24 protein-coding genes are annotated in these 26,845 nt (G+C 60.9%); 16 read left to right on the top strand and 8 right to left on the bottom strand.

Annotated elements, in window-relative coordinates; all coding sequences use genetic code 11:
• Positions 1-102: 102 nt before the first annotated feature.
• Positions 103-1,068 carry a LysR family transcriptional regulator gene (locus tag AC1D2Q_RS26270; protein WP_477815078.1) on the bottom strand — a complete coding sequence of 322 codons (966 nt, stop codon included), beginning with the start codon at positions 1,066-1,068 and terminating at the stop codon, positions 103-105.
• 296 nt (positions 1,069-1,364) lie between these two features.
• Here AC1D2Q_RS26270 and argH point away from each other — a divergent pair, with 296 nt between their 5' ends.
• The 11 genes from argH to AC1D2Q_RS26215 all read left to right on the top strand — a co-directional run bounded on the left by argH (position 1,365) and on the right by AC1D2Q_RS26215 (position 13,319).
• Positions 1,365-2,792, top strand: a complete 1,428-nt coding sequence (argH, locus tag AC1D2Q_RS26265; protein WP_305408961.1) for an argininosuccinate lyase — start codon at positions 1,365-1,367, stop codon at positions 2,790-2,792.
• Between the two features lie 84 nt (positions 2,793-2,876).
• Positions 2,877-3,755, top strand: a complete 879-nt coding sequence (locus AC1D2Q_RS26260; RefSeq protein ID WP_105346141.1) for an amino acid ABC transporter permease — start codon at positions 2,877-2,879, stop codon at positions 3,753-3,755.
• 10 nt (positions 3,756-3,765) lie between these two features.
• Positions 3,766-4,530, top strand: coding sequence for an amino acid ABC transporter ATP-binding protein (locus AC1D2Q_RS26255; RefSeq protein WP_064617790.1), 765 nt, complete (start codon positions 3,766-3,768; stop codon positions 4,528-4,530).
• A gap of 53 nt (positions 4,531-4,583) precedes the next feature.
• Positions 4,584-5,408 carry an ABC transporter substrate-binding protein gene (locus AC1D2Q_RS26250; RefSeq protein ID WP_028940620.1) on the top strand — a complete coding sequence of 275 codons (825 nt, stop codon included), beginning with the start codon at positions 4,584-4,586 and terminating at the stop codon, positions 5,406-5,408.
• A 77-nt stretch (positions 5,409-5,485) separates the two neighbouring features.
• On the top strand, positions 5,486-6,334 hold the full coding sequence (locus tag AC1D2Q_RS26245) for a polysaccharide deacetylase family protein (protein ID WP_477815077.1): 849 nt from the start codon (positions 5,486-5,488) through the stop codon (positions 6,332-6,334).
• Positions 6,327-7,214: a polysaccharide deacetylase family protein gene (locus tag AC1D2Q_RS26240; RefSeq protein ID WP_477815076.1), complete on the top strand. Its 888-nt coding sequence runs from the start codon at positions 6,327-6,329 to the stop codon at positions 7,212-7,214. Before AC1D2Q_RS26245 ends, AC1D2Q_RS26240 begins: the two co-directional genes overlap by 8 nt.
• Positions 7,211-8,623, top strand: coding sequence for an MmgE/PrpD family protein (locus AC1D2Q_RS26235; RefSeq protein WP_477815075.1), 1,413 nt, complete (start codon positions 7,211-7,213; stop codon positions 8,621-8,623). The genes AC1D2Q_RS26240 and AC1D2Q_RS26235 overlap by 4 nt, the downstream gene beginning before the upstream one ends.
• Positions 8,624-8,678: 55 nt before the next feature.
• Positions 8,679-9,857 carry an MFS transporter gene (locus tag AC1D2Q_RS26230; RefSeq protein WP_477815074.1) on the top strand — a complete coding sequence of 393 codons (1,179 nt, stop codon included), beginning with the start codon at positions 8,679-8,681 and terminating at the stop codon, positions 9,855-9,857.
• 159 nt (positions 9,858-10,016) lie between these two features.
• On the top strand, positions 10,017-10,712 hold the full coding sequence (locus tag AC1D2Q_RS26225; RefSeq protein WP_477815073.1) for an HPP family protein: 696 nt from the start codon (positions 10,017-10,019) through the stop codon (positions 10,710-10,712).
• Between the two features lie 345 nt (positions 10,713-11,057).
• A complete protein-coding gene (locus AC1D2Q_RS26220) occupies positions 11,058-12,164 on the top strand; it encodes an enoyl-CoA hydratase/isomerase family protein (protein ID WP_477815072.1) in 1,107 nt (368 codons plus the stop codon).
• A gap of 3 nt (positions 12,165-12,167) precedes the next feature.
• Positions 12,168-13,319, top strand: coding sequence for an acyl-CoA dehydrogenase family protein (locus AC1D2Q_RS26215; protein WP_018929133.1), 1,152 nt, complete (start codon positions 12,168-12,170; stop codon positions 13,317-13,319).
• A 93-nt stretch (positions 13,320-13,412) separates the two neighbouring features.
• Here AC1D2Q_RS26215 and AC1D2Q_RS26210 read toward each other — a convergent pair whose 3' ends face one another.
• The 6 genes from AC1D2Q_RS26210 to AC1D2Q_RS26185 form a co-directional block, all read right to left on the bottom strand.
• Entirely contained in the window at positions 13,413-14,186 is a 774-nt protein-coding gene (locus AC1D2Q_RS26210; RefSeq protein WP_028940625.1) for an enoyl-CoA hydratase, read from the bottom strand.
• A gap of 14 nt (positions 14,187-14,200) precedes the next feature.
• Positions 14,201-15,328 (bottom strand): acyl-CoA dehydrogenase, encoded by a 1,128-nt coding sequence (locus tag AC1D2Q_RS26205; protein WP_138867511.1) that lies wholly within the window; start codon positions 15,326-15,328, stop codon positions 14,201-14,203.
• A 22-nt stretch (positions 15,329-15,350) separates the two neighbouring features.
• The gene (locus AC1D2Q_RS26200) at positions 15,351-16,544 is read right to left on the bottom strand and encodes an acetyl-CoA C-acyltransferase (RefSeq protein WP_305408969.1); all 1,194 of its coding nucleotides are present in this window, start codon (positions 16,542-16,544) and stop codon (positions 15,351-15,353) included.
• A 12-nt stretch (positions 16,545-16,556) separates the two neighbouring features.
• Positions 16,557-17,318, bottom strand: a complete 762-nt coding sequence (locus tag AC1D2Q_RS26195) for an SDR family NAD(P)-dependent oxidoreductase (RefSeq protein ID WP_477815071.1) — start codon at positions 17,316-17,318, stop codon at positions 16,557-16,559.
• Between the two features lie 16 nt (positions 17,319-17,334).
• Entirely contained in the window at positions 17,335-18,999 is a 1,665-nt protein-coding gene (locus AC1D2Q_RS26190) for an AMP-binding protein (protein WP_477815070.1), read from the bottom strand.
• A 163-nt stretch (positions 19,000-19,162) separates the two neighbouring features.
• Complete coding sequence (locus AC1D2Q_RS26185) at positions 19,163-20,179, bottom strand: AraC family transcriptional regulator (RefSeq protein WP_477815069.1); 1,017 nt, start codon at positions 20,177-20,179, stop codon at positions 19,163-19,165.
• A gap of 182 nt (positions 20,180-20,361) precedes the next feature.
• Here AC1D2Q_RS26185 and efeU point away from each other — a divergent pair, with 182 nt between their 5' ends.
• From efeU to efeO (AC1D2Q_RS26165), 4 genes are read left to right on the top strand one after another with little or no spacing between them, the layout of a single operon-like run.
• Positions 20,362-21,207 carry an iron uptake transporter permease EfeU gene (efeU, locus tag AC1D2Q_RS26180; protein ID WP_477815068.1) on the top strand — a complete coding sequence of 282 codons (846 nt, stop codon included), beginning with the start codon at positions 20,362-20,364 and terminating at the stop codon, positions 21,205-21,207.
• Positions 21,208-21,215: 8 nt separating this feature from the next.
• Entirely contained in the window at positions 21,216-22,415 is a 1,200-nt protein-coding gene (efeO, locus tag AC1D2Q_RS26175) for an iron uptake system protein EfeO (protein WP_477815067.1), read from the top strand.
• Positions 22,416-22,433: 18 nt separating this feature from the next.
• Complete coding sequence (gene efeB / locus AC1D2Q_RS26170; RefSeq protein WP_477815066.1) at positions 22,434-23,732, top strand: iron uptake transporter deferrochelatase/peroxidase subunit; 1,299 nt, start codon at positions 22,434-22,436, stop codon at positions 23,730-23,732.
• Between the two features lie 26 nt (positions 23,733-23,758).
• Entirely contained in the window at positions 23,759-24,583 is an 825-nt protein-coding gene (gene efeO / locus AC1D2Q_RS26165; RefSeq protein WP_477815065.1) for an iron uptake system protein EfeO, read from the top strand.
• An 89-nt stretch (positions 24,584-24,672) separates the two neighbouring features.
• Here the strand turns inward: efeO (AC1D2Q_RS26165) and pssA are convergent, their stop codons facing one another.
• On the bottom strand, positions 24,673-26,016 hold the full coding sequence (gene pssA / locus AC1D2Q_RS26160; protein ID WP_477815064.1) for a CDP-diacylglycerol--serine O-phosphatidyltransferase: 1,344 nt from the start codon (positions 26,014-26,016) through the stop codon (positions 24,673-24,675).
• A 248-nt stretch (positions 26,017-26,264) separates the two neighbouring features.
• Here pssA and AC1D2Q_RS26155 point away from each other — a divergent pair, with 248 nt between their 5' ends.
• Positions 26,265-26,828 (top strand): TetR/AcrR family transcriptional regulator, encoded by a 564-nt coding sequence (locus AC1D2Q_RS26155; protein ID WP_305408976.1) that lies wholly within the window; start codon positions 26,265-26,267, stop codon positions 26,826-26,828.
• The last annotated feature ends 17 nt before the right edge of the window (positions 26,829-26,845 follow it).

Raw genomic sequence — 26,845 nt, 5'->3', positions numbered from 1 at the left:
CTGAAGAGAAAAATCAAAAGATCGCAGCCTTCGGCAACTCCTACGTAGGCATACATTGTCCGTTAGTTACTGTTAACCACACTTGAACGCCTACGTTTGAGGTCAAACCGGCGCCTTCAAATCCACCCCCAGCGCCTGGGCAAACGCCTTCACCAACGGACTGCGCACAGTGTTGTGGCGCAGGATCAGATTGAACGGCGTGACGATGTTGATCAGGTCCGGACGCACCGCCCGAAACTGTCCCTGAACCACTAGGTTTGCCGCGTAATGCTCGGGCAGAAAACCGACGAAACGCCCCGTCTTGACCAACAGCGCCACGGCTTCCACTTGAGTCGCCGAGGCGGAAAAGCTGTCGTAGCGGGCAAAATTCAGTTTGTCCCGATGAATCGCGTAACGGTGGTTGATGCACTCGTAATCCTGCAGCACATTGCCGCCCATGTCCGCCTCCGGCACCGAGAACAGTGGATGACCGACAGCGCAATACACGTACGAGCGTTCTTCATAAAGCGGGAAGTAATCGAACTCTTCTCTTTTTTGATAAACCGGCACGATCCCGGCCACTAGCCGCCCCTCGACCACACCTCTTTCCACTTCATCTAACTGCGATGTCTGAAGTTGAAATCTTACTTTCGGCGACTCTTCATTTATTCTTCTAAGCGCCGCAACTAACGGAGAATTGGAGTCGGTAATTGTATTATCAATGACGCCCACCCCAAGGTCGCCAATAAGTTCATTCTGCGCCGAACTAAGCCGATCACGAAAGTTATCGACCGAGGCAAATAAATCGATCGAGGCCTGATACACCAGACGCCCTTCTTCGGTCAGGTGAAACCCTTCCCGCCCCCGGGTACACAGGCGCATGCCAATACGAATCTCAAGGTCGGAAATCTGTTTGCTGATGGCCGCCAAGCCCACATTCAGCTCATTCTGCGCCGCACTGAAGCCACCAGCTTCGACCACGGCCTTGAATACTTTGAGCAGTTTGAAGTCCAGACCGCTGAGGGCCAGCGGCGCCCGATATACCGTTTTTAGCGGCGGGTTTCCGGAATTGGAAAGTGGGGTTTCCATAATGCTTATTTACCTCTGTCGCCCTATTCAACAACCTGTGTCCAACAACAAAAACAGTGCTGGCTAATAATAATGAACACAGAAAACAAGGCTTGGCAACCGTTAATAAATCCCGCCGATCAGTGCCAACTCACTGATTTCGAACTATTAAAAGCTGACACTTCGATCAGCTCTCGCCCTTTAGCAACTGCCCTCTTGAACACTGCTTGGCCATGACCACACCCGAATAATTTCCGGGAAGTGTTTCAGGCTCTGCACACCGATATCAGTTCGCGTTACCGACGAGGAAAACAACAATGTCTCAAACCACCGACCGTCTCTGGGGTGCCCGCTTCAAGAGCGGTCCGTCCGAAGCCCTGGCGGCGCTGTCCCGCTGCCCCGAGCGCTACTTTCGCCTCACCCCGTACGACCTCGCCGGTTCCAAGGCGCATGCCCGGGAATTACAGCGCGCCGGCCTTCTGAGCGAGCAAGAAACCCAGACCATGCTCGACGCCCTGCAGCGCATCGGTGATGACTTCCGTGCCGGCAGCATCGCGCCGACCCTGGACGACGAAGACGTGCACACCTTCATCGAGCGCCTGCTGACCGAGCGCCTCGGCGCACTGGGCGGCAAGCTGCGCGCCGGCCGTTCGCGCAACGACCAGACCGCCAACGACCTGCGGCTGTTCCTGCGTGATCACGTCCGTACTTTGGCCGTTGAAGTGCTGGCCTTGCAGCAAGCACTGGTGGAGCAGGCCGAGCAACACGTCGAAAGCATCTGCCCGGGCTTCACTCACCTGCAACAGGCCCAGCCGATCGTCTTCGCTCATCACTTGCTGGCCCACGCCCAATCGATGTTGCGCGACGTGCAGCGTCTGGTGGACTGGGATGCGCGCACCTCGCTGTCGCCCCTGGGTGCGGCGGCCATGGCCGGTTCCGCCATCGCTCGCCTGCCCCAGCAGTCGGCCAAGGAAATGGGCTACAGCGGCGTGTGCGAAAACTCCATCGACGCCGTGGCCAGCCGCGATCACGTCGCCGAGTTCCTGTTTATCGCCAGCATGCTCGGGATCAACATTTCCCGCCTCGCCGAAGAATTCTGCCTGTGGTCGTCGCGGCAATTTCGCTGGGTCGCGCTGGACGATGCCTACGCCACCGGCAGTTCGATCATGCCGCAGAAGAAAAACCCGGACATCGCCGAACTGGCCCGGGGCAAGGCTGGTCGCTTGATCGGCAACCTGACCGGTCTGCTGTCGACGCTCAAATCCCTGCCGCTGTCCTACAACCGTGACTTGAGCGAAGACAAGAACGGCGTACTCGACAGCGTCGACACCCTGCTGCTGGTGCTGCCGGCCATGGCCGGGATGGTCGCGACCATGAAGGTCAACGTCGAAGAACTGCGCCGTCAGGCACCGCTGGGTTTCACCCTTGCCACCGAAGTCGCCGACTGGTTGGCGGTGCGCGGCGTGCCGTTCAAGGAAGCGCATGAAATCACCGGCGCATTGGTCCAGGCCTGCGAGAAACACGACATCGAACTGTGGGAAGCCTCGCCGGCGCTGCTGGCCGAGATCGATCCGCGCCTGACACCTGAGGTGCGCGACAGCCTGACCCTCGAAGCCGCCATCGCCGCCCGCAGCGGCTGGGGCGGTACCGCGCCRCAACAGGTGCGYGAACAGATCGGCCGACTGAAAACCGCCCTTGTCGCGCAGCAACAGTGGACCGAGAACTATCAGGGCTTCCGTCTCTGATCCAGGGCGAAAACCCTGCGCGAGCGCTGCAACTGATAAACCACACACGCCGCCCGTATCGAGGGCGGCGTACGGAGAACCAACATGAGCCAGACACAGGCAGAACGACTCCAGGCGGAGCGCAAACTGGCGGAAAACCAGTTCGATATCACCCAGTATCAACACGTGCCACGGCGTTATTACGGGCGGATTTTTTTCGCCACCGTCATCGTGATCGCGATTATCGGCCTGGTACGAGCCTTCGCCGAAGGCAAGATCGAATGGTCGTACATCGGCCAGTTCCTCACTTCGCAAGCGATCATGTGGGGCTTGCTCAACACCATCGTCATGGCGGTGCTGGCGATGGCGCTGGGCATTGTCTTCGGGGTGATCACGGCGATCATGCGCATGTCGGCCAACCCGATACTGCGCTATGTGGCGCTGACCTACACCTGGCTGTTCCGTGGCACGCCGCTGATCCTGCAGCTGTTGCTGTGGTTCAACCTGGCGCTGATCTTCCCCACCATCGGCATTCCCGGCCTGTTCGAAATGGACACCGTGAGCCTGATGACGCCCTTCGTAGCCGCCCTCCTCGGCTTAAGCATCAACCAGGGCGCCTATACCGCCGAAGTGGTGCGCGCCGGCCTGCTGTCGGTGGACACCGGCCAGTACGAAGCCGCCAAGTCGATCGGCATGCCGCGCCTGCAAGCGTTGCGCCGGATCATCCTGCCCCAGGCCATGCGGATCATCATTCCGCCGGTCGGTAACGAATTCATCGGCATGGTGAAAATGACCTCCCTGGCGAGCGTCATCCAGTACTCGGAGCTGCTCTACAACGCGCAGAACATCTACTACGCCAACGCCCGTGTGATGGAGTTGCTGATCGTTGCCGGTATCTGGTACCTGGCCACGGTCACCGTGCTGTCCTTTGGTCAAAGCCGTCTGGAGCGTCGTTTCGCTCGCGGCGCCGGCAAGCGTTCTTGAGGAGCCCCACATGAGAAGCATCGTCAAGGCCGTGAGCCTGAACAAGTATTACGACCAGTACCACGCGCTCAAGGACATCAACATCGAAGTCGAGCAAGGCGAAGTGCTGTGCATCATCGGCCCGTCCGGCTCCGGCAAAAGTACCCTGCTGCGCTGCGTGAATCAGCTGGAAAAAATCGACAAGGGCGGTCTGTGGGTCGACGGCGAGCTGGTGGGTTACCGGATCGTCGGCAACAAACTGCACGAGCTCAACGAATCGCAGATTGCCCGCCAGCGCCTGGCCACCGGCATGGTTTTCCAGCGTTTCAACCTGTTCCCGCACATGACTGTGCTGCAAAACATCATCGAAGGGCCGTGCCAGGTGCTCAAGCGTTCGCCCAAAGAAGCGCACGAAGAAGCCGTGGAACTGCTCGCTCGCGTCGGCCTGGCCGACAAGCGCAACAGCTACCCGATCGAACTGTCGGGTGGTCAGCAACAACGTGTCGCCATTGCCCGTGCATTGGCCATGCGCCCCAAGCTGATGCTGTTCGATGAACCCACTTCGGCACTCGACCCGGAACTGGTCGGAGAGGTGCTGTCGGTGATGCGCGATCTGGCGCAAACCGGCATGACCATGATCGTCGTCACCCATGAACTGGGCTTCGCTCGCGAGGTTTCCAACCGCATGGTGTTCATGGACGGCGGGCAGATCGTGGAGGCTGGAAGCCCCGAAGAAATACTAATAAGTCCGCAAAACCCACGCACCCAAAGCTTCATTTCTGCCGTTCGAACCTAAGGGCCGTGCTTGGAAAACAAGAGCCGCCTAACAACACTCATAAGAGAACGACCATGAAGAACCTAGTAATCCCAGCAGTACTTGCCAGCGTCCTGGCATCCGGTTTCGCCTTCGCTGCCGAGTTGCCGGCCAGCATCAAGGACAAGGGCGAGATCGTTGTTGCGATCATGCCGAACTACCCGCCGATGGATTTCAAGGACCCGGCCACCAACACCCTCACCGGCCTTGACTATGACCTGGGCAACGCCCTGGCCGAACGTCTGGGCGTGAAGATCAAATGGCAGGAAACCGGTTTCGAGCAAATGATCAACGCGCTCACGACCGACCGCGTGGACATGGTGCTGTCAGGCATGACCGACACCGCCGAGCGTCAGGCCAGCGTGACCTTCGTCGATTACTTCACCAGTGGTCCGCAGTTCTACACCTTGCAGAAAAACAAGGACACCAACGAGATCGTCGACTTGTGCGGCAAGAAAGTCGGCACCAGCCGCCGTACCACCTTCCCGGCGGAAATCGCCGCGTGGAGCAAGGAAAACTGCGAAGCCGCCGGCAAACCTGCGATCAACGTGATCGGCACCGAAGGCTCGGCCGACGCCCGTGCGCAATTGCGTCAGAGCCGTATCGACGCGGCCATGCAAGGCAGCGAAACCCTGCCGTACCTCAAGACCCAGGAAAAGGACATGTACAAAACCGTGGGCCTGCCGATCTCCAAGCAGTTCTCGGGCATGGGTGTGAGCAAGAAAAAACCTGAGCTGAGCGAAGCGGTGAAAGTCGCGTTGCAAAGCATGATCGATGACGGCAGCTACCAGGCGATCCTGAAGAAATGGGACCTGGAACTGGGCGCGATCAAGACCGTGACCATCAACGCCGGGAAATAACACGGTTCGTAGCAGCTGCCTCGCGGGCTCGGCAGCTGCTACGGGTGTTTCAACTATTAATTCTGGAGCGCCACACGATGTCCTCCTCGCTGCAACCCACCTGGCCCGACCAGCACCTGGCCTGCCTCGCCCTGGCCTTCGACCTCGATGGCCCCACCGGCGATGCCATGCTCAACGGCTCGATCTGGCGCAAGCCCGAGTATTTCGGTTTCGGCGGTTACGGCCCCTTTCGGGCGCTGCCGCGGATTCTCGATCTGCTGGATGAGTTCCGGATCCCGACCACGTTTTTCGTTCCGGCCTGGGTCGTGGAGAACTGGCCGAAACAGTGCCAGGCGATTGTCGAGCGCGGGCATGAGGTGGCCTATCACGGCTACAAACACGAATCTTTTTACGCCCTGACGCTGGAGCAGCAGAAGGACGTGATGCACAAATCCCGCGAGGTGTTCTGGAAGTACCTGAACATCCGCGCTGAAGGTTTCCGCACGCCGTCCGGCGATTGGCGGGCTGAAACGCCGGCGATGCTGGTGGAAGCCGGCGTGACTTATTCCAGCAGCATGCGCGGCGATGACCGGCCCTACCTGGTCAAGGTGCCGGGCTTCGATACGCCGCTGGTGGAAATCCCCGGGCGCTGGGAAATGGACGACTACGCCTCCCTCGCCTACACCCGCGCGCCGGACTTCCCGTCCGGGTTGGACCGTACCGCCAGCTACGCACTGACTCTCGATAACTGGTGCCGCGAGTTCGATGGCGCCATGGCTGAAGGGCTGTGCCTGACCACCCTGTTCCACCCCAAGATCACCGGCAAACCGGGGCGCATCCTGCTCCTGGAAAAACTCTTCGAACACATGCGCCAGCGTGACGACGTGTGGTTCGCCACCTGCCGCGATGTCGCCCAGTGGTGGCTGAAGGAGCATCACCATGGCTGATTCCATTGTCTGGCCGAAAGGCTACCGCTGCGCCGTGGTGCTGACCGTCGATTACAACGACATCCACGGCATCCTTACCCAGGCGCCGGAAGTCGCCGGGCGCGACAAGACCTTGTCGGTGTGGCGCTATGGCACCCAGCGTGGGGTTGAGCGTTTGCTTGGCGTGTTCGCAGAACTGGGGGTTTCCAGCAGTTGGTTCGTGCCCGGCATCGTCGCCGAGGAAAACCCACAACACCTCCGGGCGATCCAGGCCGGCGGGCACGAGATTGCCTGCGCCGGCTATCGCCATCAGCAGTACGACAACCTGACCCTGGCCGAGCAAAGCGCCGAAATCGCCAAAGGCTGCGCGGCCTTGAGCGCGTTGACCGGTCAGCGGCCGACAGGCTTTCGCATTCCGGCCGGCAATGGCGCACCGGGCTTCATCGAGGTGTTGCGCGAGCACGGTATCCGTTGGTCCTCGTCATGGCGCGGCGATGATTTGCCCTTCGCCCACCCGACGGCGCCCGAGGTGATCGAGTTGCCGCTGCATTACGAACTGGAAGACGAGCCCTATTTCGCCTTCAACCTCAGCCCGGCGGTGCCACCGGCGCAATCGCGCATCGCCTCTTACAGCCACACGCTGGGCAACCTGCAAATGGACTTCGCCGGGTTTCACCGGTTCGGGCTGTGTTACGTGCTGCGGCTGCACCCGGAAATTATCGCCACACCGGGGCGGATCGGTGTGTTGCGTGAATTGCTGCAAAGCATTCAGCAGCACGACGACGTGTGGATCGCCACCGGTGCCGAAGTGGCTCAGTGGTGGGCAGAGTCTGCTGCGCCGGTGACCGAGGATCACCCGGCCGCTGTGTACGAGCGTCATTATCGGGATTACGGCGTATGAAAGATCAAGATCAAAAGATCGCAGCCTTCGGCAGCTCCTACGATGGGGTGATTCGAATGGAGCGGTTGGCACGGTTTTGCGTTGATACGCGGTTTGAAGACTTACCCGCCGCGTTGGTAGAGCAAGCCAAGCGACACATCCTCGACACCTTCGGCGCAGCCCTGGCCGGGGCCGGCAGCGATGTCGCCAGACAGGCGCATCAGGTGTTCAAGGGGGAAACCGGCAGCACGTTGGTCTGGGGCACCGGTCAGCGAGTCGGCGCGGCGCAAGCGGCCATGCTCAACGGTATCGCCGCGCATGCCCTGGAGCTGGACGATACCGGCGGCTGCGACCATTCCGGCGCGGTGGTGCTGCCGGCGGTGATGGCGGCGCTGTCGATGTCAACGCTATCGGTTTCTGAAGCGTCAATTGATGGTCGCGAACTGATCACTGCGGTGGTGATCGGCTACGAAATCGGCCGTCGTGTGCTCGAAGCCTGCGGCAGTTACTCGGCCCATAACGGCGCCGGTTGGCACTCCACGGCGACGTGCGGAGTGTTTGCCGCGGCGGCGGCCAGTGCACGGATTCTGGGGCTGGATGCACAACAAACCTTGTCGGCACTGGGCATCGCCGGCAGCTTCAGCGGCGGTCTGTGGGCGTTTATCCATGACGGCTCGCAAAGCAAAAGACTCCACAGCGGACGTGCCGCCGAAGGTGGATTGCTGGCCGCGCGGTTTGCTCAACAAGGCATCACCGGCCCGACAAAACTGTTCGATGACGTCTGGGGCGGTTTCCTCAAGACCCTCGCGGCGGACACCGCCGTGCCCGAGGCGTTGAACGCCGAACTGGGCCACGTATGGAAACTCGCGCGCTGCTCGATCAAGCCCTATGCGGCATGCCGTGGGACCCATTCGGCGATTGATGCATTGGGCTTGTTGCTGGATCAATTGCAGGCCAGCGCCGATCAGGTCGAGGACGTTCAGGTGTCGTTGTGCGGATTCCTTCAGGACATGTGTGGCGGTCAGGACGTCAGCACATTGCCGGCGGCGCAGATGAGTCTGCGATATGCCCTGGCGGCCCGGCTGGTCCATGGGCATTGCCGGTTGGAAGCCTACGACGATGAACAGCGCCGCCACCCGCGGATTGCGCACTGGATGTCGCGTATTCGCCTTGAACTCGACCCGCATCTGTCCGAGGATGGCGAGCCTGTCGTCAGCGTGCGGACCGTGGACGGTCGGCAAGCGAGCCTGTGCGTCGAGGTGCCCTTGGGGGCGCCGGGCAATCCGCTGAGTGACGCGGCGCTGGAGGAGAAATTCTTCAGCCTGGCCGGGCGGGTAATACCACGACAGCAGGCAAAAGAGCTGCTGGAGCAGTTGTGGCGGCTGGAAGAACTGGAGTCGGTTCGGGCGCTTGATCGGTGGCTGAGTTGAGTCTGGCGTTGCGCGTCGAACACCACAGAATCTGAATAAGGACATTTGCCCCACCGTGGCCACTTACTCCCTCGTTATCCGCCGGCTGATGATCTGTTCGCTGACCATCGTCGTCAGTCGCGCCATCACCAGCCCGTTGCTCACGCTGTTCCTGAGCACCAAGCTCGGCCTCAACCAACAGGACGTCGGCCTGCTGCTCGGGATTGCGGTGTTCATCGCCACCCTGCTCGCGCTCTATGGCGGTTACATCATCGACCGCCTCGAAAAGCGGCGGCTGTTGATCCTGGCCATGCTCTCCAGTGCCATCGGCTTCGTGCTGCTGACTTTTGCCGAAAACCTCTACCTGACCACCGCGACCCTGGTGATCACCGAAACCGCCTCGGCGCTGTTTCTGATCGGGTCCAAGGCAATCCTCAGCGACAACCTGCCCGTGGGCCAGCGGGCCAAGGCCTTTTCGCTGCGCTACACCCTGACCAACATCGGCTACGCCACCGGCCCGATGCTCGGTGTGGTGATTGCCGGCGTATACCCGATTGCCCCGTTCCTGATCGCCGGCGGCATCGCGTTCTTCAGCATTTTCCTGATGAGCGGCATTCCCAAAGACCCGGCCCAGACATCCGCCATCGGCCAGCCCCAAAGCTTTCTCAAAACCCTGGTCACCCTGAAAAACGACCGCACGCTGATCATGTTCACCTGCGGCTGCCTGCTCAGCACCGTGGTCCACGGGCGTTTTACCTTGTACCTGTCGCAATACCTGCTGGTGACCCACGACTCCAAACGAGCGCTGGAAACCATGGCCGCCCTGCTCGCCTGCAACGCCATCAGCGTGATCCTGCTGCAATACCAGATCGGCCGGTTTCTCCAACGCGAACAACTGCGTTACTGGATTGTCGGCGGCAGTAGCCTGTTCATCCTCGGCTTGATCGGTTTCAGCCTGGCCGACGGCCTGGTGAGCTGGTGCATCGCAATGTTCATTTTCACCCTCGGCGAAATGATCATTTACCCGGCCGAATTCCTCTTCGTCGACACCCTGGCCCCGGAAGAACTGCGCGGCAGCTACTACGGCGCACAGAACCTAGCAGCCCTCGGTGGCGCGCTGAGCCCGATGATCTGCGGTTTCCTGCTGATGCACACGCCCGCGCCCACCATGTTCTACGCCCTGAGCGCGTTGACGGCGATGGGCGGTTTTCTCTGTTTCATGAGCGGTCGACGCGTCGCGATACTGCAAAAATAATGCATTGAAGCTGCATTAATATGAATTTGTCAGCATCGGCAATGATCGGCACACTGTGCGCCGTTCCTCCCCAATAGTTGGAACCACTTCAAGGGCTTTCCGGGTATCCGGACAAGCCTTTTTTTTGCCCTGGTTTTTGTCAAAGGATCGATGTTCGTCATGCTCGCTCACTGGTTGCCCGCCGCCATCAACACCCGCCCCACCGAATGGAGCCGCGCCGCGATCGGCATGGCCCTGGGCACGATGTTCAGCGTCTGGCTGTGCGGCCAGGTGTTCGGCCTCGAGGTGGCGCTGCATCTGATGGGTCCGTTGGGCGCGTCGGCGGTATTACTGTTCGCCGTGTCCTCGGGTGCGCTGGCCCAGCCGTGGTCGATTCTTGGCGGTTACCTGTGTGCGGGAGTGGTCTCGCTGCTGGTCGCTCACGTACTCGGCCGCACCCTCGGCAGCGCCTGCCTCGCGGCGGGCATGGCGCTGATTCTGATGTGCTGGCTGCGTTGCCTGCACCCACCCGCCGGGGCGCTGGCGCTGCTGATGGTGCTGGCAGACCCGGCGACCATCGCCATGGGCTGGAAAGCCCTCGGCCCGGTGATGCTCAGTGGCTCGACGATGCTGCTCAGCGCGTTGGCGTACAACAACTTCACGCGCATTCGTTACCCCAAACGTCCCGCCGAACCGGCCCCGCTAATGCCCGCGGCCGACAGCCAGGCGATCACCGCCGAAGATCTGCGACGGGCACTCGCCGACATGGAGGCCTTCTACGACGTTACCCCCGAAGACCTCGAGCAGTTGATTCATGCCAGTGAGTTGCATGCCAAGCGGCGCAGTATCGGTGAAGTGCTGAGCAGCAGAACCTAAAGGCATCTTTGTGGCGAGGGGGCTTGCCCCCGTTGGGTCGCGAAGCGGCCCCAAAACCTGCTAACGAGTTTTTCCAGGCATACCTCATTGCCCTTATCTGCGACTGCTGCGCAGTCGAACGGGACGGTGCGGCGATCCGACAAGCCCCCTCGCCACAAATTCAAGGTTGATTCAAAACGGTGTCAGGCTGCCGAAGGCTGCGATCTTTTGATTTTGTACTAAGGTAAAAATGCAGAAAGAACCTGCACGTATCTCGGTTGTACAGGGCAAATTTGCACTGTTACGATCCAGCATCGCTCGCGCGCGAGCTTCTCTATAAAGAACAATAAAAGCAGGGAGTTAGTGATGACTGCTCAGGTTTCATCCCCGGGGACACCGTCCATGGATGCCACGCAAAACGAAGTGTTGGCCGAGGTTCGCAATCACATCGGTCACCTGACCCTCAACCGCCCCGCCGGCCTCAACGCCATTACCCTGGACATGGTCCGCAGCCTGCAACAGCAGCTCGATGCCTGGGCACAGGATCCGCAGGTGCATGCGGTGGTGTTGCGCGGTGCTGGCGAGAAAGCCTTCTGTGCCGGCGGCGATATTCGCTCGCTGTACGACAGTTTCAAAAACGGCGACACCCTGCACGAAGATTTCTTCGTCGAGGAATACGCCCTCGACCTCACGATCCATCACTACCGCAAACCGGTCCTGGCCTTGATGGACGGCTTTGTCCTGGGCGGCGGCATGGGCCTGGTGCAAGGCGCCGATTTGCGGGTGGTCACCGAGCGCAGCCGTCTGGCGATGCCGGAAGTGGCCATCGGTTATTTCCCGGACGTCGGCGGCAGTTACTTCCTGCCGCGCATTCCCGGTGAGCTGGGCATTTATCTCGGCGTCAGCGGTGTGCAGATCCGCGCCGCCGATGCGCTCTATTGCGGCATGGCCGACTGGTATCTGGAGAGCGCCAGCCTGGGCGAGCTGGACGAGCGACTCGACCATCTGGAATGGCACGACACCCCGCTCAAGGACCTGCAAGGCGCGCTGGCGAAACTCGCCGTGCAGCAACTGCCGGTAGCGCCGCTGGCGGCGCTGCGGCCGGTCATCGACCACTTCTTCGCCCTGTCCGATGTGCCGAGTATGGTGGAACAACTGCGTGAAGTGACCGTCGCCGATAGCCACGATTGGGCCACGGCCACCGCCGACCTGCTGGAAAGCCGTTCACCGCTGGCCATGGGCGTGACCCTGGAGATGCTGCGGCGCGGTCGGCACCTGAGCCTGGAGCAGTGCTTCGCCCTCGAACTGCATCTGGATCGCCAGTGGTTCGAACGTGGCGACCTGATCGAAGGCGTGCGCGCCTTGCTGATCGACAAAGACAAGAACCCGCGCTGGAACCCGCCGACCTTGCAGGCGCTGGACGCCGAGCACGTCGCGAGTTTTTTCACCGGGTTTGACCAGAGCGGGAACTGAGCCATGCACGATATCGAATTGAGCGAAGAACAAGTGATGATCCGCGACATGGCCCGGGATTTTGCCCGCGGCGAAATCGCGCCCCACGCACAAGCCTGGGAAAAGGCCGGCTGGATCGATGATGGTCTGGTGGCGAAGATGGGTGAACTGGGGCTGCTGGGCATGGTGGTGCCCGAGGAATGGGGCGGCACTTATGTCGACTACGTTGCCTACGCCTTGGCGGTGGAAGAGATTTCCGCCGGTGACGGCGCCACCGGTGCACTGATGAGCATCCACAACTCCGTGGGCTGCGGGCCAGTGCTCAATTACGGCACCGAAGAGCAAAAACAGCAATGGCTGCCGGACCTCGCCAGCGGCCAGGCCATCGGTTGCTTCTGCCTGACCGAACCGCAAGCCGGTTCCGAAGCCCATAACCTGCGCACCCGCGCCGAACTGCGCGACGGCCAGTGGGTGATCAACGGCGCCAAGCAATTCGTCAGCAACGGCAAACGGGCGAAGCTGGCAATCGTTTTCGCCGTGACCGATCCGGAGCTGGGCAAGCGTGGCATCTCGGCATTCCTGGTGCCGACCGAAACAGCGGGGTTCATCGTCGACCGCAGTGAACACAAAATGGGCATCCGTGCTTCCGATACCTGCGCCGTCACCCTGAACAACTGCACCGTCCCTGAAGCCAATTTGCTGGGCGAACGCGGCAAAGGCCTGGCCATCGCCCTCTCCAACCTCGAAGGCGGCCGCATCGGCATCGCCGCGCAAGCCCTGGGCATCGCCCGTGCGGCGTTCGAAGCGGCGCTGGCCTATGCGCGGGATCGGGTGCAGTTCGACAAGCCGATCATCGAACACCAGAGCATCGCCAATATGCTGGCCGACATGCAGACCCGACTGAACGCCGCGCGCCTGTTGATCCTGCACGCCGCGCGCTTGCGCAGTGCCGGCAAGCCGTGCCTGTCGGAGGCTTCACAGGCCAAGCTGTTTGCTTCGGAGATCGCGGAGAAAGTCTGTTCGTCGGCGATTCAGATTCATGGCGGGTATGGGTATCTGGAAGACTACCCGGTGGAGCGTTACTACCGGGATGCGCGGATCACGCAGATTTATGAAGGGTCGAGTGAGATACAGCGGATGGTGATTGCCCGGGAACTCAAGAACTACCTGATCTAAAAAGCTTCGCGGGCAAGCCTCGTTCCTACAGGGGAATGCATATCCTCTGTAGGAGCGWGGCTTGCCCGCGAAGACGTCCGTGAGGACGCTACATCACTTGCCTTGGAATTCGGCCTCACGCTTGGCAATAAACGCCGCCATCCCTTCCTTCTGATCCTGCGTGGCAAACGCTGCATGGAATACCCGGCGTTCAAAACGCACGCCTTCCGACAGGCTGACTTCAAAGGCGCGGTTGACGCTTTCCTTGATCATCATCGCAATCGGCAGCGACTTTTTCGCGATCAGCGCCGCGACTTTCAGCGCTTCGTCCACCAGCTCGTCCGCCGGCACGATGCGCGCCACGATTCCGCAACGCTCGGCTTCCACCGCATCGATCAAGCGCCCGCTCAGGCACATTTCCATGGCCTTGGCCTTGCCCACGGCGCGGGTCAGGCGCTGGGTGCCGCCCATGCCCGGCAATACGCCGAGGTTGATTTCCGGTTGGCCGAATTTGGCATTGTCGCCGGCCAGGATGAAGTCGCACATTAGCGCCAGTTCACAGCCACCGCCCAAGGCGAAACCGTTGACCGCGGCAATGATTGGCTTGCGGCGATTGGCCACGCGATCGCTGTCACTGAACAGGTCGTCGAGGTAGATTTGCGGGTAGGTCAGCTCGGCCATTTCCTTGATGTCGGCACCGGCGGCGAAGGCTTTTTTCGAGCCGGTCAGCACGATGCAACCGATGTTCGAATCGGCCTCCAGGCCATCGAGGGCATGGTTCAGTTCGCTGACGATTTGGGCATTCAACGCGTTCAGCGCTTGCGGACGGTTCAAGGTGATCAGGCCGACGCGGCCGTGGGTTTCCAGCAAAATCGTTTCGTAGTTCATAGGTGGGCTCCTTCTCAAAGATTGCGCGAAATGACCATGCGCTGAATGTCGCTGGTGCCTTCGTAGATCTGGCACACCCGCACGTCGCGGTAGATCCGCTCCAGCGGGAAGTCGTTCAGGTAACCGTAACCGCCAAGGGTTTGCAACGCCGAGGAACAAACCTTTTCGGCCATTTCCGAGGCGAACAGCTTGGCCATCGACGCTTCGACCAACGCCGGTTTGCCGCTGTCGCGCAATGCCGCGGCGTAATGCACCATCTGCCGGGCCACGGCGATCTGGGTGGCCATGTCCGCCAGGCGGAACGCTACCGCCTGGTGCTCGATGATCGGCTTGCCGAAGCTCTCGCGTTCGCGGGCGTAGTCGCGGGCCGCTTCGAACGCGGCGCGGGCCATGCCCACCGATTGCGAGGCGATGCCGACACGTCCGCCTTCGAGGTTGGCCAGGGCGATCTTGTAGCCTTCGCCCTCCTCACCCAGTCGATTGGCCACCGGCACTTTCACATCCTCGAAGAGGATCTGGCAGGTATCGGAGGCATGTTGACCGAGCTTGTCTTCGACCCGCGCGACTTTATAGCCCGGCGAATCGGTGGGCACGATCAGCGCGGTGATCCCGCGTTTGCCGGCACTCGGGTCAGTCACCGCAAACACAATCACCACCCCGGCGTTTTGCCCGGAAGTGATGAACTGCTTGCAGCCGTTGAGCACGTAGTGATCGCCTTCCAGCCGGGCACGGGTTTTCAGGCTGCTGGCATCGGAGCCGGCTTGCGGTTCGGTCAGCGCAAACGCACCGAGCATCGCGCCGGCGGCCAGCGGTTTGAGGAAGCGTTCTTTCTGGTCGTCGTTGCCGAACTTGAGAATCGGTACGCAACCCACCGAGTTGTGCACGCTCATGATGGTCGAGCAGGCACCATCGCCGGCAGCGATTTCTTCCAGGGCCATGGCGTAAGCCAGGTAACCCGTATCACAACCGCCCCACTGTTCCGGCACCAGCATGCCGAAGAAGCCCAGGTCGGCCATTTCGCTAATGGCTTCCTTGGGGAAGCGATGTTCGCGGTCCCATTCGGCGGCGAACGGTTTCAGCCGTTCCTGGGCAAACTGCCGGGCCGCGTCGCTGATCTGAAGTTGTTCGTCGTTGGGCAGCATGTAGATTCCTTAATGCCAAGCTTTAGTACAGGCATTCAACGGCCATGGCCGTCGCTTCGCCGCCACCGATGCAGATCGCTGCCACGCCGCGTTTCAGGCCTTTCTGGCGCAGGGCCGAGAGCAAGGTGACGAGAATCCGCGCGCCGGACGCACCAATCGGGTGGCCCAAAGCGCAAGCACCGCCGTGGACGTTGATCTTCTCGTGGGGGATTTCCAGCTTGGTCATGGTCACCAGGCTCACCACGGCGAAGGCTTCGTTGACTTCGAACAACTCGACTTCATCCAGCGACCAGCCGGTTTTCTTCATCAGCTTCTTGATCGCGCCCACCGGTGCCACCGGGAACAGCCCCGGGGTATCGGCATACGCCGCGTGACCGTGAATCACTGCCAGTGGCTTCAGGCCTTGTTTCTCGGCTTCGGAACGGCGCATCAGCACCAGTGCCGCCGCGCCGTCGGAAATCGAACTGGAGTTGGCCGCCGTCACCGTGCCGCCCTCGCGGAACGCCGGTTTCAGCGAAGCGATCTTGTCCAGTTTGGCTTTCGGCGGTTGTTCGTCGTGGCTGATCAGCACTTGCTGTTTGCCGACCGTCACGGTGAGCGGCACGATCTCGGCGTTAAAACTACCTTCCTCGATCGCCTGTTGGGCGCGGGTGGTCGACGCGATGGCAAACGCGTCCTGATCTTCACGGCTGAAGCCATTGGTCTCGGCGCAATCCTCGGCAAAGGTGCCCATCAGGCGGCCCTTGTCGTAGGCGTCTTCGAGGCCATCGAGGAACATGTGATCGAGCACCTGGCCATGGCCCATGCGGTAACCGCTGCGGGCGCGGTCCAGCAGGTACGGCGCGTTGGACATGCTTTCCATGCCGCCAGCGACCACCACGTCGGCGCTGCCGGCGATCAGCATGTCGTGGGCCAGGATCGTCGCTTCCATGCCCGAGCCGCACATTTTGTTCAGCGTCGTGCAGCGGGTCGATTTATCCAACCCGGCGCCCAGTGCCGCTTGCCGCGCTGGGGCCTGGCCGAGGCCGGCGGAGAGCACGCAGCCGAACAGCACTTCTTCGACGGATTCAGGGGCGATACCGGCGCGTTCGACCGCGGCACGAATCGCAGCAGCGCCCAGTTGCGGCGCGGTCAGGCTTTTCAGTTCGCCCTGGAAACCGCCCATCGGGGTGCGGACGGCGCTGACAATAACAATCGGATCGTTGGACAGTGTCATGACAAATACTCCTTATTTGGCGGCCATGCGCAAGGCACCGTCGAGACGGATTACCTCGCCGTTGAGCATGCTGTTTTCTATGATATGCCTGGCCAGCGCGGCGTACTCGCTCGGCTTGCCCAGGCGCGGTGGAAACGGCACGCCGGCGGCCAGTGAATCACGTACTTCCGGGGTCATGCCGGCCATCATCGGCGTTTCGAAAATGCCCGGTGCGATGGTCATCACGCGGATACCGAAGCGCGCCAGCTCACGGGCGGCAGGCAAGGTCAGGCTCGCAATCGCGCCTTTGGATGCCGAATACGCGGCCTGGCCAATCTGACCGTCGAAGGCCGCCACCGATGCGGTGTTGATGATCACCCCGCGCTCGCCGTCTGCATCGGCTTCGGTCTCGGCAATCGCCGCCGCAGCCAGGCGCAACATGTTAAAACTGCCGATCAGGTTGACGTTGATCACCTGGCTGAAACTGGCCAAGGCATGAGGACCGTTCTTGCCGAGGATCTTCTCGCCACGCACGATGCCGGCGCAATTGACCAGCCCATTGAGGCCGCCAAACGCTTTGACCGTCGCCTGCACCGCCGCTTCGGCCGCCGCTTCATTGCTGATGTCGGCCACCACGCTCTGCGCGCCGAGACGTGCAGCCTGGGCCGCGACGGCTTCGGCATTCATGTCCACCAGCATCACCTTGGCGCCGGCGGCCACCAGCATTTCAGCGGTGGCGGCACCGAGGCCGGAAGCACCGCCGGTGACGAGAAAAACCTTGTTTTCGATCTGCATCATTGTTTCCTTGGATTCAAGCTGAAACGTTCTTCGCGGCGGCCTCTTGAGCCTTGGCGATTTCCTGGTTGCGCAAGATAAAGCGCTGCAATTTGCCGCTTGGGGTTTTCGGCAATTCACTGACAAATTCGATTTCACGGGGGTACGCGTGCGCCGCCAGACGCTTGCGCACGTGTTGCCGCAGTTCTTCGGCCAACGCAGGCTCGGTACGGTATTGCGGGCTGAGCACGACGAAGGCTTTCACCAGTTCGGTGCGCTCCGGGTCGGGCTTGCCGATCACCGCCGCCTCGACCACCGCCGGGTGTTCGATCAGCGCGCTTTCCACATCGAACGGGCCGACGCGGTAGCCCGAGGTGGTGATTACGTCGTCGCTGCGGCCGACGAAGCTGATGCTGCCGTCCGGGTTCCACTCGACGGTGTCGCCGCTCAGGTAATAGTTGCCGACGAATGCCTTGGTCGGTGCGCCTTCGTAACCGTTGAACCAGCACATCGGCGACTGGGTACGGTCGATGGCCAGAATGCCCGGTTGGCCGACGCCGAGTTCTTTGTATTCCTCGTCGAGCACTACGATGCGGTGACCCGGCGAGGCAAAACCGGCGGCACCGACGTGCACCGGATGATCGAGACCGTGGTGATTGCACAGCACCATGCCCAGTTCGGTCTGGCCGTAATGATCGTGAATCACCACGCCAAGGTTATCGGCGAACCAGCGAATCACTTCCGGGTTCAGCGGCTCGCCAGCGCTGCTGACGATGCGCAGCTTGCCCTTGATCGAACGGGCGAATTCATCGCCACCGGCAATCAGCAAGCGATAGGCGGTCGGTGAGCCAGTGAGGTTGGTAATCCCGTATTTATTGATCACCCGGCAGGTGCTTTCGAGGGTGAACGGGCCATCGTAAAAGGTGATCGGATGCCCCATCGCCATCGGCCCGGTGACACCGAAATAAATACCGTAGGCCCAACCCGGATCGGCGACGTTCCAGAAGGCGTCCTCGGGGCGCAGGTCTACAGCGTCGCGGGTGTAACTCTGGAACGCAACGATGGCCTTGAGCGGCACCGATAGCGCTTTTGACGGGCCGGTAGTGCCCGAGGTGAACATCAGCAGGAACGGGTCTTCACCGGTCAGCAATACCGGTTCGCAGACGCTGGAGTAGTTGGCCAGTTCCGCCCAGAAACTGAAGTCACCGCGCACGATGCCCTGCCCCTTGGCGCCGCCGACGGTGACGATGGTCGGGCAGTCGGCCACTTCAGCCAGTTTCGGGCGATTGACCGCGTCGGTGACCACCACTTTGGCGCCGGAGCTGCCGAGACGGTGCTCGATGGCTTTGGGGCCGAAGGCGGTAAACAGCGGCTGATAAACCGCGCCGATGCGCCAGGTGGCGAACACAGTGATCAATAATTCGATGTTGCGTGGCAACAGGCCGGCGACCTTGTCGCCCTTCTTCACGCCCTGGGCCACTAGGAAATTGGCGAAACGCGCGGCCTTGTCCTGCAAGTCGCTAAAGGTGTAGGTCGCGCTGCTGCCGTCGCGACCTTCCCAGAACAGCGCAATACGCCCCGGCAAGGCATGCCGGTCGCAACACTCGACGCAGGCGTTGAGCGCGGTCAACGACCCTGTGAGCGCGGCATCGACGGTGTGCTGATAATTGAACTGTGACGTAGCAGACAAGTAATCGCGCATTGCCAGAATCCCTCTGTATTTTTATTAGGTTGGGGGAACCGTAATCAACAGGGAAATACTCGCTCTGCGCGGGGAGCGGGACAATGGTCAAAGCTATCAAGTTGCGTGACTGGTTTGGCCAAGACCGCTAACCACCTCGTTCCCACTCAGAGCGAGGGAACGATTAGCTGACGTCGTTAAGAATCAAACTCCGATAATGCCCAGGATTGGACCCCGACCACTTGCGAAACGCCTTGTAGAACGAGCTGGCATCGGCAAACCCCAAACGGGTGGCGATTTCGGCGAAGCTGATGGCCGGTTCGGCCAGCCAGACGATGGCCAGTTCCTTGCGCACACTGTCCTTGAGCCCCTGATACGTCTGCCCTTCTTCGGCCAGGCGTCGGCGTAGGGTCGAGGCCGACATGCACAGTTGCTGCGCCAGCGCCTCGGTTTCCGGCCAGTGTTCGGCGCGCAGTTGCCGCAAATCGTGCTTGATCCGGCTGGCCAGGCTCTCGGGGTCGCGGTACTTGACCAGAATGTTCGCCGGCGCATGGGCCAGAAAACGATTGAGCTCTTCGGCGCTGCGCTTGATCGGCAAATCCAGGCAGTCGGCGGAGAAAATCATCCGCGTGCGAGGCCGATCGAATCGCAGGTTCTCGGAAAACATCACCCGATAGTCATCGCAAAAATCCGGCTCCGGGCAACGCAACTCGATGGCCAGGATCGGAATCCGCCGCCCCGCCAGCCAACAGGCAACGCCGTGCACGATCATCCAGTAAGTGAAATAGGTGAAGGCGCGGCGCGGCTCATCGTCGTCCTCCAGCAGGACGATTTCCGCCAGGCTTTGCTGGCGAACCAGTTGCGCAGGCAGGCGTTCGAGCATCAACGACAGAAAGCTCAGGCCCGAGGTCAACCCGGCGGCCAGGCTTGGCTGGACCATGGAGCAGCGACAGAGAAACTCCAGGCTGCCGGACTTGAGCTTGCGCGGGTCCATGCCAAAAAACTCATCGTCCCCGCGCCGGGCCAGCAAACGCCACAGGCGCGCATAGGCGGTGGCCGGGACACGGGCGTCAGTGCTGTCCAACAGCGCTGGATCGATGCCGACCTTGTTCAACACCTCTGCGGTGGCAGCGCCCGGGGCGCAACTTTGCAACAGCGCTTCACGCACCAGTTGAATGGCGATGGTGTCTTTTTCCGACATTGACCGGGGTGAGCCTTGTTATTGGAGTGGTGGGCATATTAGCGCACCGCTCGCTCCTAAGGGATGGTGGGATCTTCAGGGTTGTTCAGCTTAGGTTCAGGCAATTAGCAATAGCTACCATATGAGAATGAGTTTCATCATGTTACAAATTGGCACCCTATCTAATTACTCTCCGGTGCTGAATGCTCGTTCCTTTTCTGATCATGCTGCGCGAAGGCATCGAAGCCGCGTTGATCGTTGGCATTATCGCCAGTTACCTCAAGCAGACCGGTCGCGGCCAATGGATGCCGGCAGTGTGGGTCGGCGTATTCCTCGCCGCCGCGCTGGCCCTGCTGGTGGGCGGTGGCCTGGAACTGGTCAGCGCTGAATTCCCGCAAAAGCAACAAGAGCTGTTTGAAGGTGTGGTCGGTTTGCTGGCCGTCGGCATTCTCAGCTCCATGGTGTTCTGGATGCGCAAGGTGGCGCGTTCGATCAAGCATTCGCTACACGTTTCCCTCGATCAAGCGCTGACCGGCTCCAGGCATCAAGTGACCGCGCTGATCGCCATGGTGTTTTTCGCCGTCGCCCGGGAAGGCCTGGAAACGGTGTTCTTCCTGCTCGCCGTGTTCCAGCAAAGCGAAGGCCCGGCCGCACCGCTCGGCGCCCTGTTCGGCCTGGCCCTGGCGATCATCGTCGGCTTCCTGATCTACACCGGCAGCCTGCGCCTGAATCTCTCGGCGTTCTTGCGCTGGACCGGCCTGTTCATCCTGGTGGTCGCCGCCGGGATTCTCGCCAACTCGGTGCAAGCCCTGCATGAAGCCGGCGTGTGGAATCACCTGCAAACCGTGCTCTTCGATTTCAGTGCCACGCTGCCGATGGACGGCCCGCTGGGCTCGGTGCTGGCCGGGATGTTCGGTTACCAGGACGCACCGACGGTCAGCACCCTCGGGGCATATCTGACTTATCTGTTGGTGGCACTGGTGATGTTTTTTCTCCCGGCTCCCGTAGCCACGTCTGCGCAAACACCCTCCTCCGTTTCCAGCCAGTAAGGGCCTTCATGTCAACGCCAGTTCCTCCAGTGGCTTCCCCGCCCCGCGCCTTGCGCTGGGCGGTAGCCGGTTCGGTGATCGTGATGATCGCCGCCGGTGGCCTGTTCTACTACGCCTCGAAAATGGCCGCCGCCAAGCGCCAGAGCAACCACGACCAAGTGCTGGTCACCCTTCACCCGCACAGCTGCGAACCGAATGCGCTGACGGTTCCGGCCGGTCGCACCAGTTTCCGTATCGTCAACCGCTCGGACCGTGCCGTCGAATGGGAAATTCTTGACGGCGTGCTGGTGGTCGAAGAGCGCGAGAACATCGCCCCTGGCCTGAGCCAGGTGATCAACGCCAACCTGTTGCCCGGCGACTACGCCATCACCTGCGGCTTGCTGAGCAACCCGCGCGGCACCTTGCATGTCAGTCCGACCGCCGCATCCGATGCGGCGGCCAAGGCGCGTCCGTCGATGGTGGCGTTCATTGGCCCACTGTCGGAATTTCGCGTGTACCTGAGCAGCCAGAGCATCGCATTGATCAAAGCCGTCGCCGCGCTTGAGCAAGCGATCGAGGCCGGCGACCTGAGCCAGGCACAAGCCTTGTATGTGCCGGCTCGTGCGGCCTATCAACGGTTGGCTCCAGCAGCCCAGCGCCTGGCGGAGCTGGACAACGCGATCAACGCCCGCGCCGATTACTTCGATAAGCGCGAGCAGGATCCGGGCTTCGTCGGCTTCCACCGCCTCGAATACGCGCTGTTCCAACAACGCAACCTCGACGGTCTGACGCCTGTTGCACAACGCCTGAGCATCGATGTCGCCAATCTCAAACAGCAACTGCTGGCCCAGTCGCTGCCACCGGAACAACTGGTGAGCATGCTGGTGCGCAACCTCAACAGCCTCGCCGAGGTACGCGCCAGCAGCGGCGAAGAAGAACGCTACAGCCACTCCGACCTGAACGGTTTCGCCGCCAACCTCGACGCGACCCGCAAAGTCGTCGACCTGTTGCGGCCGTTGCTGAGCAAACCTGCCGCTGAACTACTGGCGAAAATCGACAGCGCGGTACCGGCCTTCGACGCCGAACTCAACGGTTTCAAGGTCAAGGATGGCTACGCCAGCTACGACACCGTCGGCCCCGAGCAAAGAAAGCGCATCGCCGACAAGGCCAAGGTTCTGGCCGATGCACTCGATGGAATCGATCCCGCCCTTGGCCTTTCCGGCCTGTAAGCAGAAGACCTCAGACAGATGAACGACTCAGAACAGTTTTCAGCACAACGCCGTCGTGTATTGATGGGTATGGGAGCCGCCGGTGTGGCGATAGCCGGTTCGGCCCTGAGTTGTCCGGCCATGGCCGCCAGCCCCGCGCAAGTCACCGAAGCACCCAGCAGCGACAAGACCGAGGACCGCCACGCCTTCCACGGCCCGCACCAGACCGGCATCGTCACCCCGCGCCCAACATCCGGCATGCTGGTGTCGTTCGACGTATTGGCCAGCGACCGCGGTGACCTGGAACGGCTGTTTCGCACGCTCAACGAGCGTATCGCGTTCCTGATGCAAGGCGGTCCGGTGGCCCAGGTCGACCCCAAATTGCCGCCGCTGGATTCGGGGATTCTTGGCCCGGTGGTCACGCCGGACAACCTGACCATCACCGTATCGGTGGGCGAGTCGCTGTTCGACGAGCGCTTCGGTCTGGCCGGCGCCAAGCCCAAGCGGCTGATCCGCATGGTCGGTTTCCCCAACGACGCACTGGAGGCCGACTGCTGCCACGGCGACCTTAGCCTGCAGTTCTGCTCCAACACCGCCGACACCAACATCCACGCCCTGCGCGACATCGTGAAAAACCTTCCGGACCTGTTGCTGGTGCGCTGGAAACAGGAAGGCAGCGTGCCTGCGCAAGCCCCGACGAAACCCGGTGTGCCGGCGCAAAGCGCACGCAACTTTCTGGGTTTTCGCGACGGCTCGGCCAACCCCGACTCCAACGACGCCAAGGCCATGGACCGCATCGTCTGGGTCCAGCTCGACAGCGACGAACCGGCCTGGGCGGTCAACGGCAGCTACCAGGCGGTGCGGATCATCCGCAACTTCGTCGAACGCTGGGACCGCACGCCGCTGCAAGAACAGCAAAGCATTATCGGCCGGGTCAAGAGCACCGGTGCACCGATGGATGGTGCGCATGAAACCCAAGTCCCGGATTACGCCAAAGACCCGGAAGGCAAGCTGACCAAACTCGACGCCCACATCCGCCTGGCCAACCCGCGCACCGCCGCAACCCAGGCCAACCTGATCCTGCGCCGACCGTTCAACTACTCCAACGGCGTGAACAAGAACGGTCAGCTGGACATGGGTTTGCTGTTCATCTGTTACCAGGCGGATTTGCAAAAAGGCTTCATCACCGTGCAGACCCGACTCAATGGCGAGCCGTTGGAGGAATACCTGAAACCGGTTGGCGGCGGGTACTTCTTCACCCTGCCGGGTGTAACCGGCGACAAGGACTTCATCGGCCGCTCGCTGCTCAACGCCACACAACCCAAAGCCTCAGTCTGACCCTTACCACTCCACGGAACCGTCCCATGAAAAAGTCGCCCCTCACGTTACTGCTGACCCTTGGTTTGCTCAACACCCCGTTTTCGGCTTTCGCGGCGACGGCGCCACTGGAGTTGGTGGGGCCGATCTCTGACTACAAGATCTACGTCACCGAACAACTGGATGAACTCGCCAGCCACACTCAGCAATTCACCGATGCAGTGAAAAAAGGCGACCTGGCCACCGCGAAAAAGCTCTACGCACCGACCCGCGTCTATTACGAGTCGATCGAACCGATTGCCGAGTTGTTCAGTGACCTCGATGCGTCCATCGACTCGCGGGTCGACGACCACGAAAAAGGCGTGAAGGCCGAAGACTTCACCGGTTTCCATCGCATCGAGTATTCATTGTTTTCAGAGAACAGCACCCAGGGTCTGGACGCGCTGGCTGACGGCTTGAACAAAGACGTGAAAGACCTGCAAACCCGCGTCGCCGGCCTGACCTTCCCACCGGAAAAAGTCGTCGGCGGCGCCGCTGCGCTGCTTGAAGAAGTGGCCGCCACCAAGATATCCGGCGAGGAAGATCGCTACAGCCACACCGACCTCTATGATTTCCAGGGCAACATCGACGGCGCGAAGAAAATCGTCGACCTGTTCCGTCCGCAGATCGAGAAGCAAGACGCGGCATTCATGGCCAAAGTCGACAAGAACTTCGCTACGGTGAACAAGACGTTAGCCAAGTACAAAACTACAGGGGGTGGTTTTGAAACGTATGACAAGGTGAAGGACAGCGACCGCAAAGCGCTGGTCGGGCCGGTGAATACCTTGGCTGAGGACTTGTCGATGTTGCGGGGGAAGTTGGGGTTGAACTGAATATCGGCGTTGTCTGTGAAAAGATCGCAGCCTTCGGCGGCGCCCACAGGCGCGGGGCTGCCGAAGGCTGCAATCTTTGCTTTTGAACCCTACAAAATCCGATACAACAACCGCTCGATCCGCACCCGACTCACACGCTTGAGAAACTTGGCCACCCCCGCCGGGTAATCCGGCAGCGTTTGCAGATCCAGGTAACGCTCAATACGGCGGGTGTGCTGGAAAATCTCTGCCAGTTCCTTGCCACGCGGCTCCAGCAACTCGCCTTTCGGATCATCAATCAGCAACGCATTTTCCAGATCGAGACGGAACGCCCGTGGATTGAGGTTGTTGCCGGTCAGCAAGGTGTAGCGCTGATCGATCCACATACCCTTGAGGTGGTAGGTGTTGTCGCCATCCTTCCACAGATGCAGGTTCAGCTTGCCGCTGTCGATGTTGCGCTGATGACGCTTGGCGAAACGTCGCAGGCTGATTTCGTAGAGGTATGGCAGCGCCGCGATCACCTTGAACGGCTCGCTGGGCGGGATGTAGAAATCGTTGGCGGTCTTGTCGCCGACGATGATGTCGATCTTCACGCCGCGAGCCAGGGCCCGATTGATTTCCCGGGTCACCGCCAGCGGCAGGTTGAAGTACGGCGTGCAGATGGTCAGCTGATGCTGCGCACTGGCGATCAGCTCGCAGATCACCCGACTCAACGGGTTGTTCTTGCCCACACCGAGCAACGGACTGACCGATAAACCGCCCTTTGCCGTGCTGCCCGCCGTGGTGTCGTACGCCGCGTGCTTGAGACGGCTGCGCAGGTCGCCGATGTCGTGGCGCAGACTGCGGGTGGTCGGCAGGTTCGGCAGGTCGAGGCGATGCACCGCTTTGGAGGTGATCAAACCGTGCTGGATCAGGTGATGCATCGAATCGGCCAGCGCCTGACTCTGCAGCAGGTGATAACGGTCGAAGCGGTACTTGTCGAATTTGTGCAGGTAAACGTTGTTCAGGCTCGCGCCGCTGTAGATCACGCAATCGTCGATCACGAAGCCCTTCAAATGCAGCACGCCGAACAGTTCGCGGGTCTGCACCGGCACGCCGTACACCGGCACTTCGCTTTCGTGGGTGCGGGTGGTTTCCTGATACCAGGCCGAGTTGCCCGGTTGCTTGCCGGCACCGATCAAGCCGCGCTGGGCGCGCAGCCAGTCCACGACCACCACCACGTCCAGTTCCGGACGCGCCAGTTTGGCCGCGTGCAGGGCATCGAGGATTTCCTGGCCGGCCTCATCCTGTTGCAGGTACAGCGCAACGATGTAGATGCGCCGGGTCGCCTGAGCGATTTTTTCCAGCAGGCAACGACGGAACTCGGCAGCGCCAGAGAGGATGGTGACGGCATCGGCGGTCAGCGGAAAACTGCGCAATTTAGGCAGCAGAGAACGTTTGAAAAGCAACGGCATAGGGCTCGCAAAGGGTCGAATCCGAAGAGCCTGAGAGCTTACACCATGGATGGGTTTGGGTCTTGTTACTGTCTGTAAAGACCCCGCACCGATCGTTCCCATGCGCAGCAAAGGAATGCATCTCGTGACGCTCTGCGTCACATTAACGCTGGACGCGGAGCGTCCATGGCGGCATTCCCACGCAGAGCGTGGGAACGATCACTGAAAAAAAGTTGACCAAGGAGAACGATCATTCTACTGTTAGCCACATGAACGAAATCACTAGCAACGACACACGCGACATCATTCTGGATGTCACCGAAAAGTTGATCTACAAAAGTGGCATCGCTGCCACCGGCATGGATCTTCTGGTGAAAACCGCCGGCGTCTCCAGAAAAAGTATTTACCGCTACTTCGCCAACAAGGAGGAGCTTGTCGTCGCGGCCCTGCAACGCCGCGATGAGCGCTGGATGCACTGGTACCGGAGCGAAGTCGGCAAGGCCCAAAACCCGGCCGAGCGGCTGCTCAACCTGTTTACCGTGCTCAAGGCCTGGTTCGCCTCCGAAGGCTTCCGCGGCTGCGCATTCATCAATACCAGCGGCGAAACCGGCGACCCGCAAGACCCGGTTCGCCTGGTCGCCAAAGACCACAAACAGAAGCTGCTCGACTACGTGCGCGAGCTCTGTACCGAATATGGCGCAACAGACCCGGAGACGCTGGCCAGACAGCTGCTGATCCTGATCGACGGTGCCATTACCGTAGCGCTTGTGATGGGTGATCACAGTGCCGCCGATAATGCGCAATGCATGGCGCGAAAGTTATTGGACCTGTAACACTTTAAATAAGCCCG

This window comes from Pseudomonas sp. P1_A1, assembly GCF_056406935.1.
This window is presented reverse-complemented; position numbering and strand designations above follow the sequence as displayed.

Excerpts from the sequence above, each read along its gene's own strand:
- pssA (WP_477815064.1), bottom strand. The coding sequence starts at position 26,016 with ATGCCGTTGCTTTTCAAACGTTCTCTGCTGCCTAAATTGCGCAGTTTT.
- AC1D2Q_RS26270 (WP_477815078.1), bottom strand. The coding sequence starts at position 1,068 with ATGGAAACCCCACTTTCCAATTCCGGAAACCCGCCGCTAAAAACGGTA.
- AC1D2Q_RS26205 (WP_138867511.1), bottom strand. The coding sequence starts at position 15,328 with ATGCTGCCCAACGACGAACAACTTCAGATCAGCGACGCGGCCCGGCAG.
- AC1D2Q_RS26200 (WP_305408969.1), bottom strand. The coding sequence starts at position 16,544 with ATGACACTGTCCAACGATCCGATTGTTATTGTCAGCGCCGTCCGCACC.
- efeU (WP_477815068.1), top strand. The coding sequence starts at position 20,362 with ATGCTCGTTCCTTTTCTGATCATGCTGCGCGAAGGCATCGAAGCCGCG.
- AC1D2Q_RS26245 (WP_477815077.1), top strand. The coding sequence starts at position 5,486 with ATGTCCTCCTCGCTGCAACCCACCTGGCCCGACCAGCACCTGGCCTGC.
- AC1D2Q_RS26190 (WP_477815070.1), bottom strand. The coding sequence starts at position 18,999 with ATGCGCGATTACTTGTCTGCTACGTCACAGTTCAATTATCAGCACACC.
- AC1D2Q_RS26255 (WP_064617790.1), top strand. The coding sequence starts at position 3,766 with ATGAGAAGCATCGTCAAGGCCGTGAGCCTGAACAAGTATTACGACCAG.
- AC1D2Q_RS26220 (WP_477815072.1), top strand. The coding sequence starts at position 11,058 with ATGACTGCTCAGGTTTCATCCCCGGGGACACCGTCCATGGATGCCACG.
- efeB (WP_477815066.1), top strand. The coding sequence starts at position 22,434 with ATGAACGACTCAGAACAGTTTTCAGCACAACGCCGTCGTGTATTGATG.
- efeO (WP_477815065.1), top strand. The coding sequence starts at position 23,759 with ATGAAAAAGTCGCCCCTCACGTTACTGCTGACCCTTGGTTTGCTCAAC.
- AC1D2Q_RS26210 (WP_028940625.1), bottom strand. The coding sequence starts at position 14,186 with ATGAACTACGAAACGATTTTGCTGGAAACCCACGGCCGCGTCGGCCTG.
- AC1D2Q_RS26235 (WP_477815075.1), top strand. The coding sequence starts at position 7,211 with ATGAAAGATCAAGATCAAAAGATCGCAGCCTTCGGCAGCTCCTACGAT.
- AC1D2Q_RS26155 (WP_305408976.1), top strand. The coding sequence starts at position 26,265 with ATGAACGAAATCACTAGCAACGACACACGCGACATCATTCTGGATGTC.
- AC1D2Q_RS26185 (WP_477815069.1), bottom strand. The coding sequence starts at position 20,179 with ATGTCGGAAAAAGACACCATCGCCATTCAACTGGTGCGTGAAGCGCTG.
- AC1D2Q_RS26225 (WP_477815073.1), top strand. The coding sequence starts at position 10,017 with ATGCTCGCTCACTGGTTGCCCGCCGCCATCAACACCCGCCCCACCGAA.
- AC1D2Q_RS26260 (WP_105346141.1), top strand. The coding sequence starts at position 2,877 with ATGAGCCAGACACAGGCAGAACGACTCCAGGCGGAGCGCAAACTGGCG.
- efeO (WP_477815067.1), top strand. The coding sequence starts at position 21,216 with ATGTCAACGCCAGTTCCTCCAGTGGCTTCCCCGCCCCGCGCCTTGCGC.
- AC1D2Q_RS26195 (WP_477815071.1), bottom strand. The coding sequence starts at position 17,318 with ATGCAGATCGAAAACAAGGTTTTTCTCGTCACCGGCGGTGCTTCCGGC.
- AC1D2Q_RS26250 (WP_028940620.1), top strand. The coding sequence starts at position 4,584 with ATGAAGAACCTAGTAATCCCAGCAGTACTTGCCAGCGTCCTGGCATCC.
- AC1D2Q_RS26215 (WP_018929133.1), top strand. The coding sequence starts at position 12,168 with ATGCACGATATCGAATTGAGCGAAGAACAAGTGATGATCCGCGACATG.
- AC1D2Q_RS26240 (WP_477815076.1), top strand. The coding sequence starts at position 6,327 with ATGGCTGATTCCATTGTCTGGCCGAAAGGCTACCGCTGCGCCGTGGTG.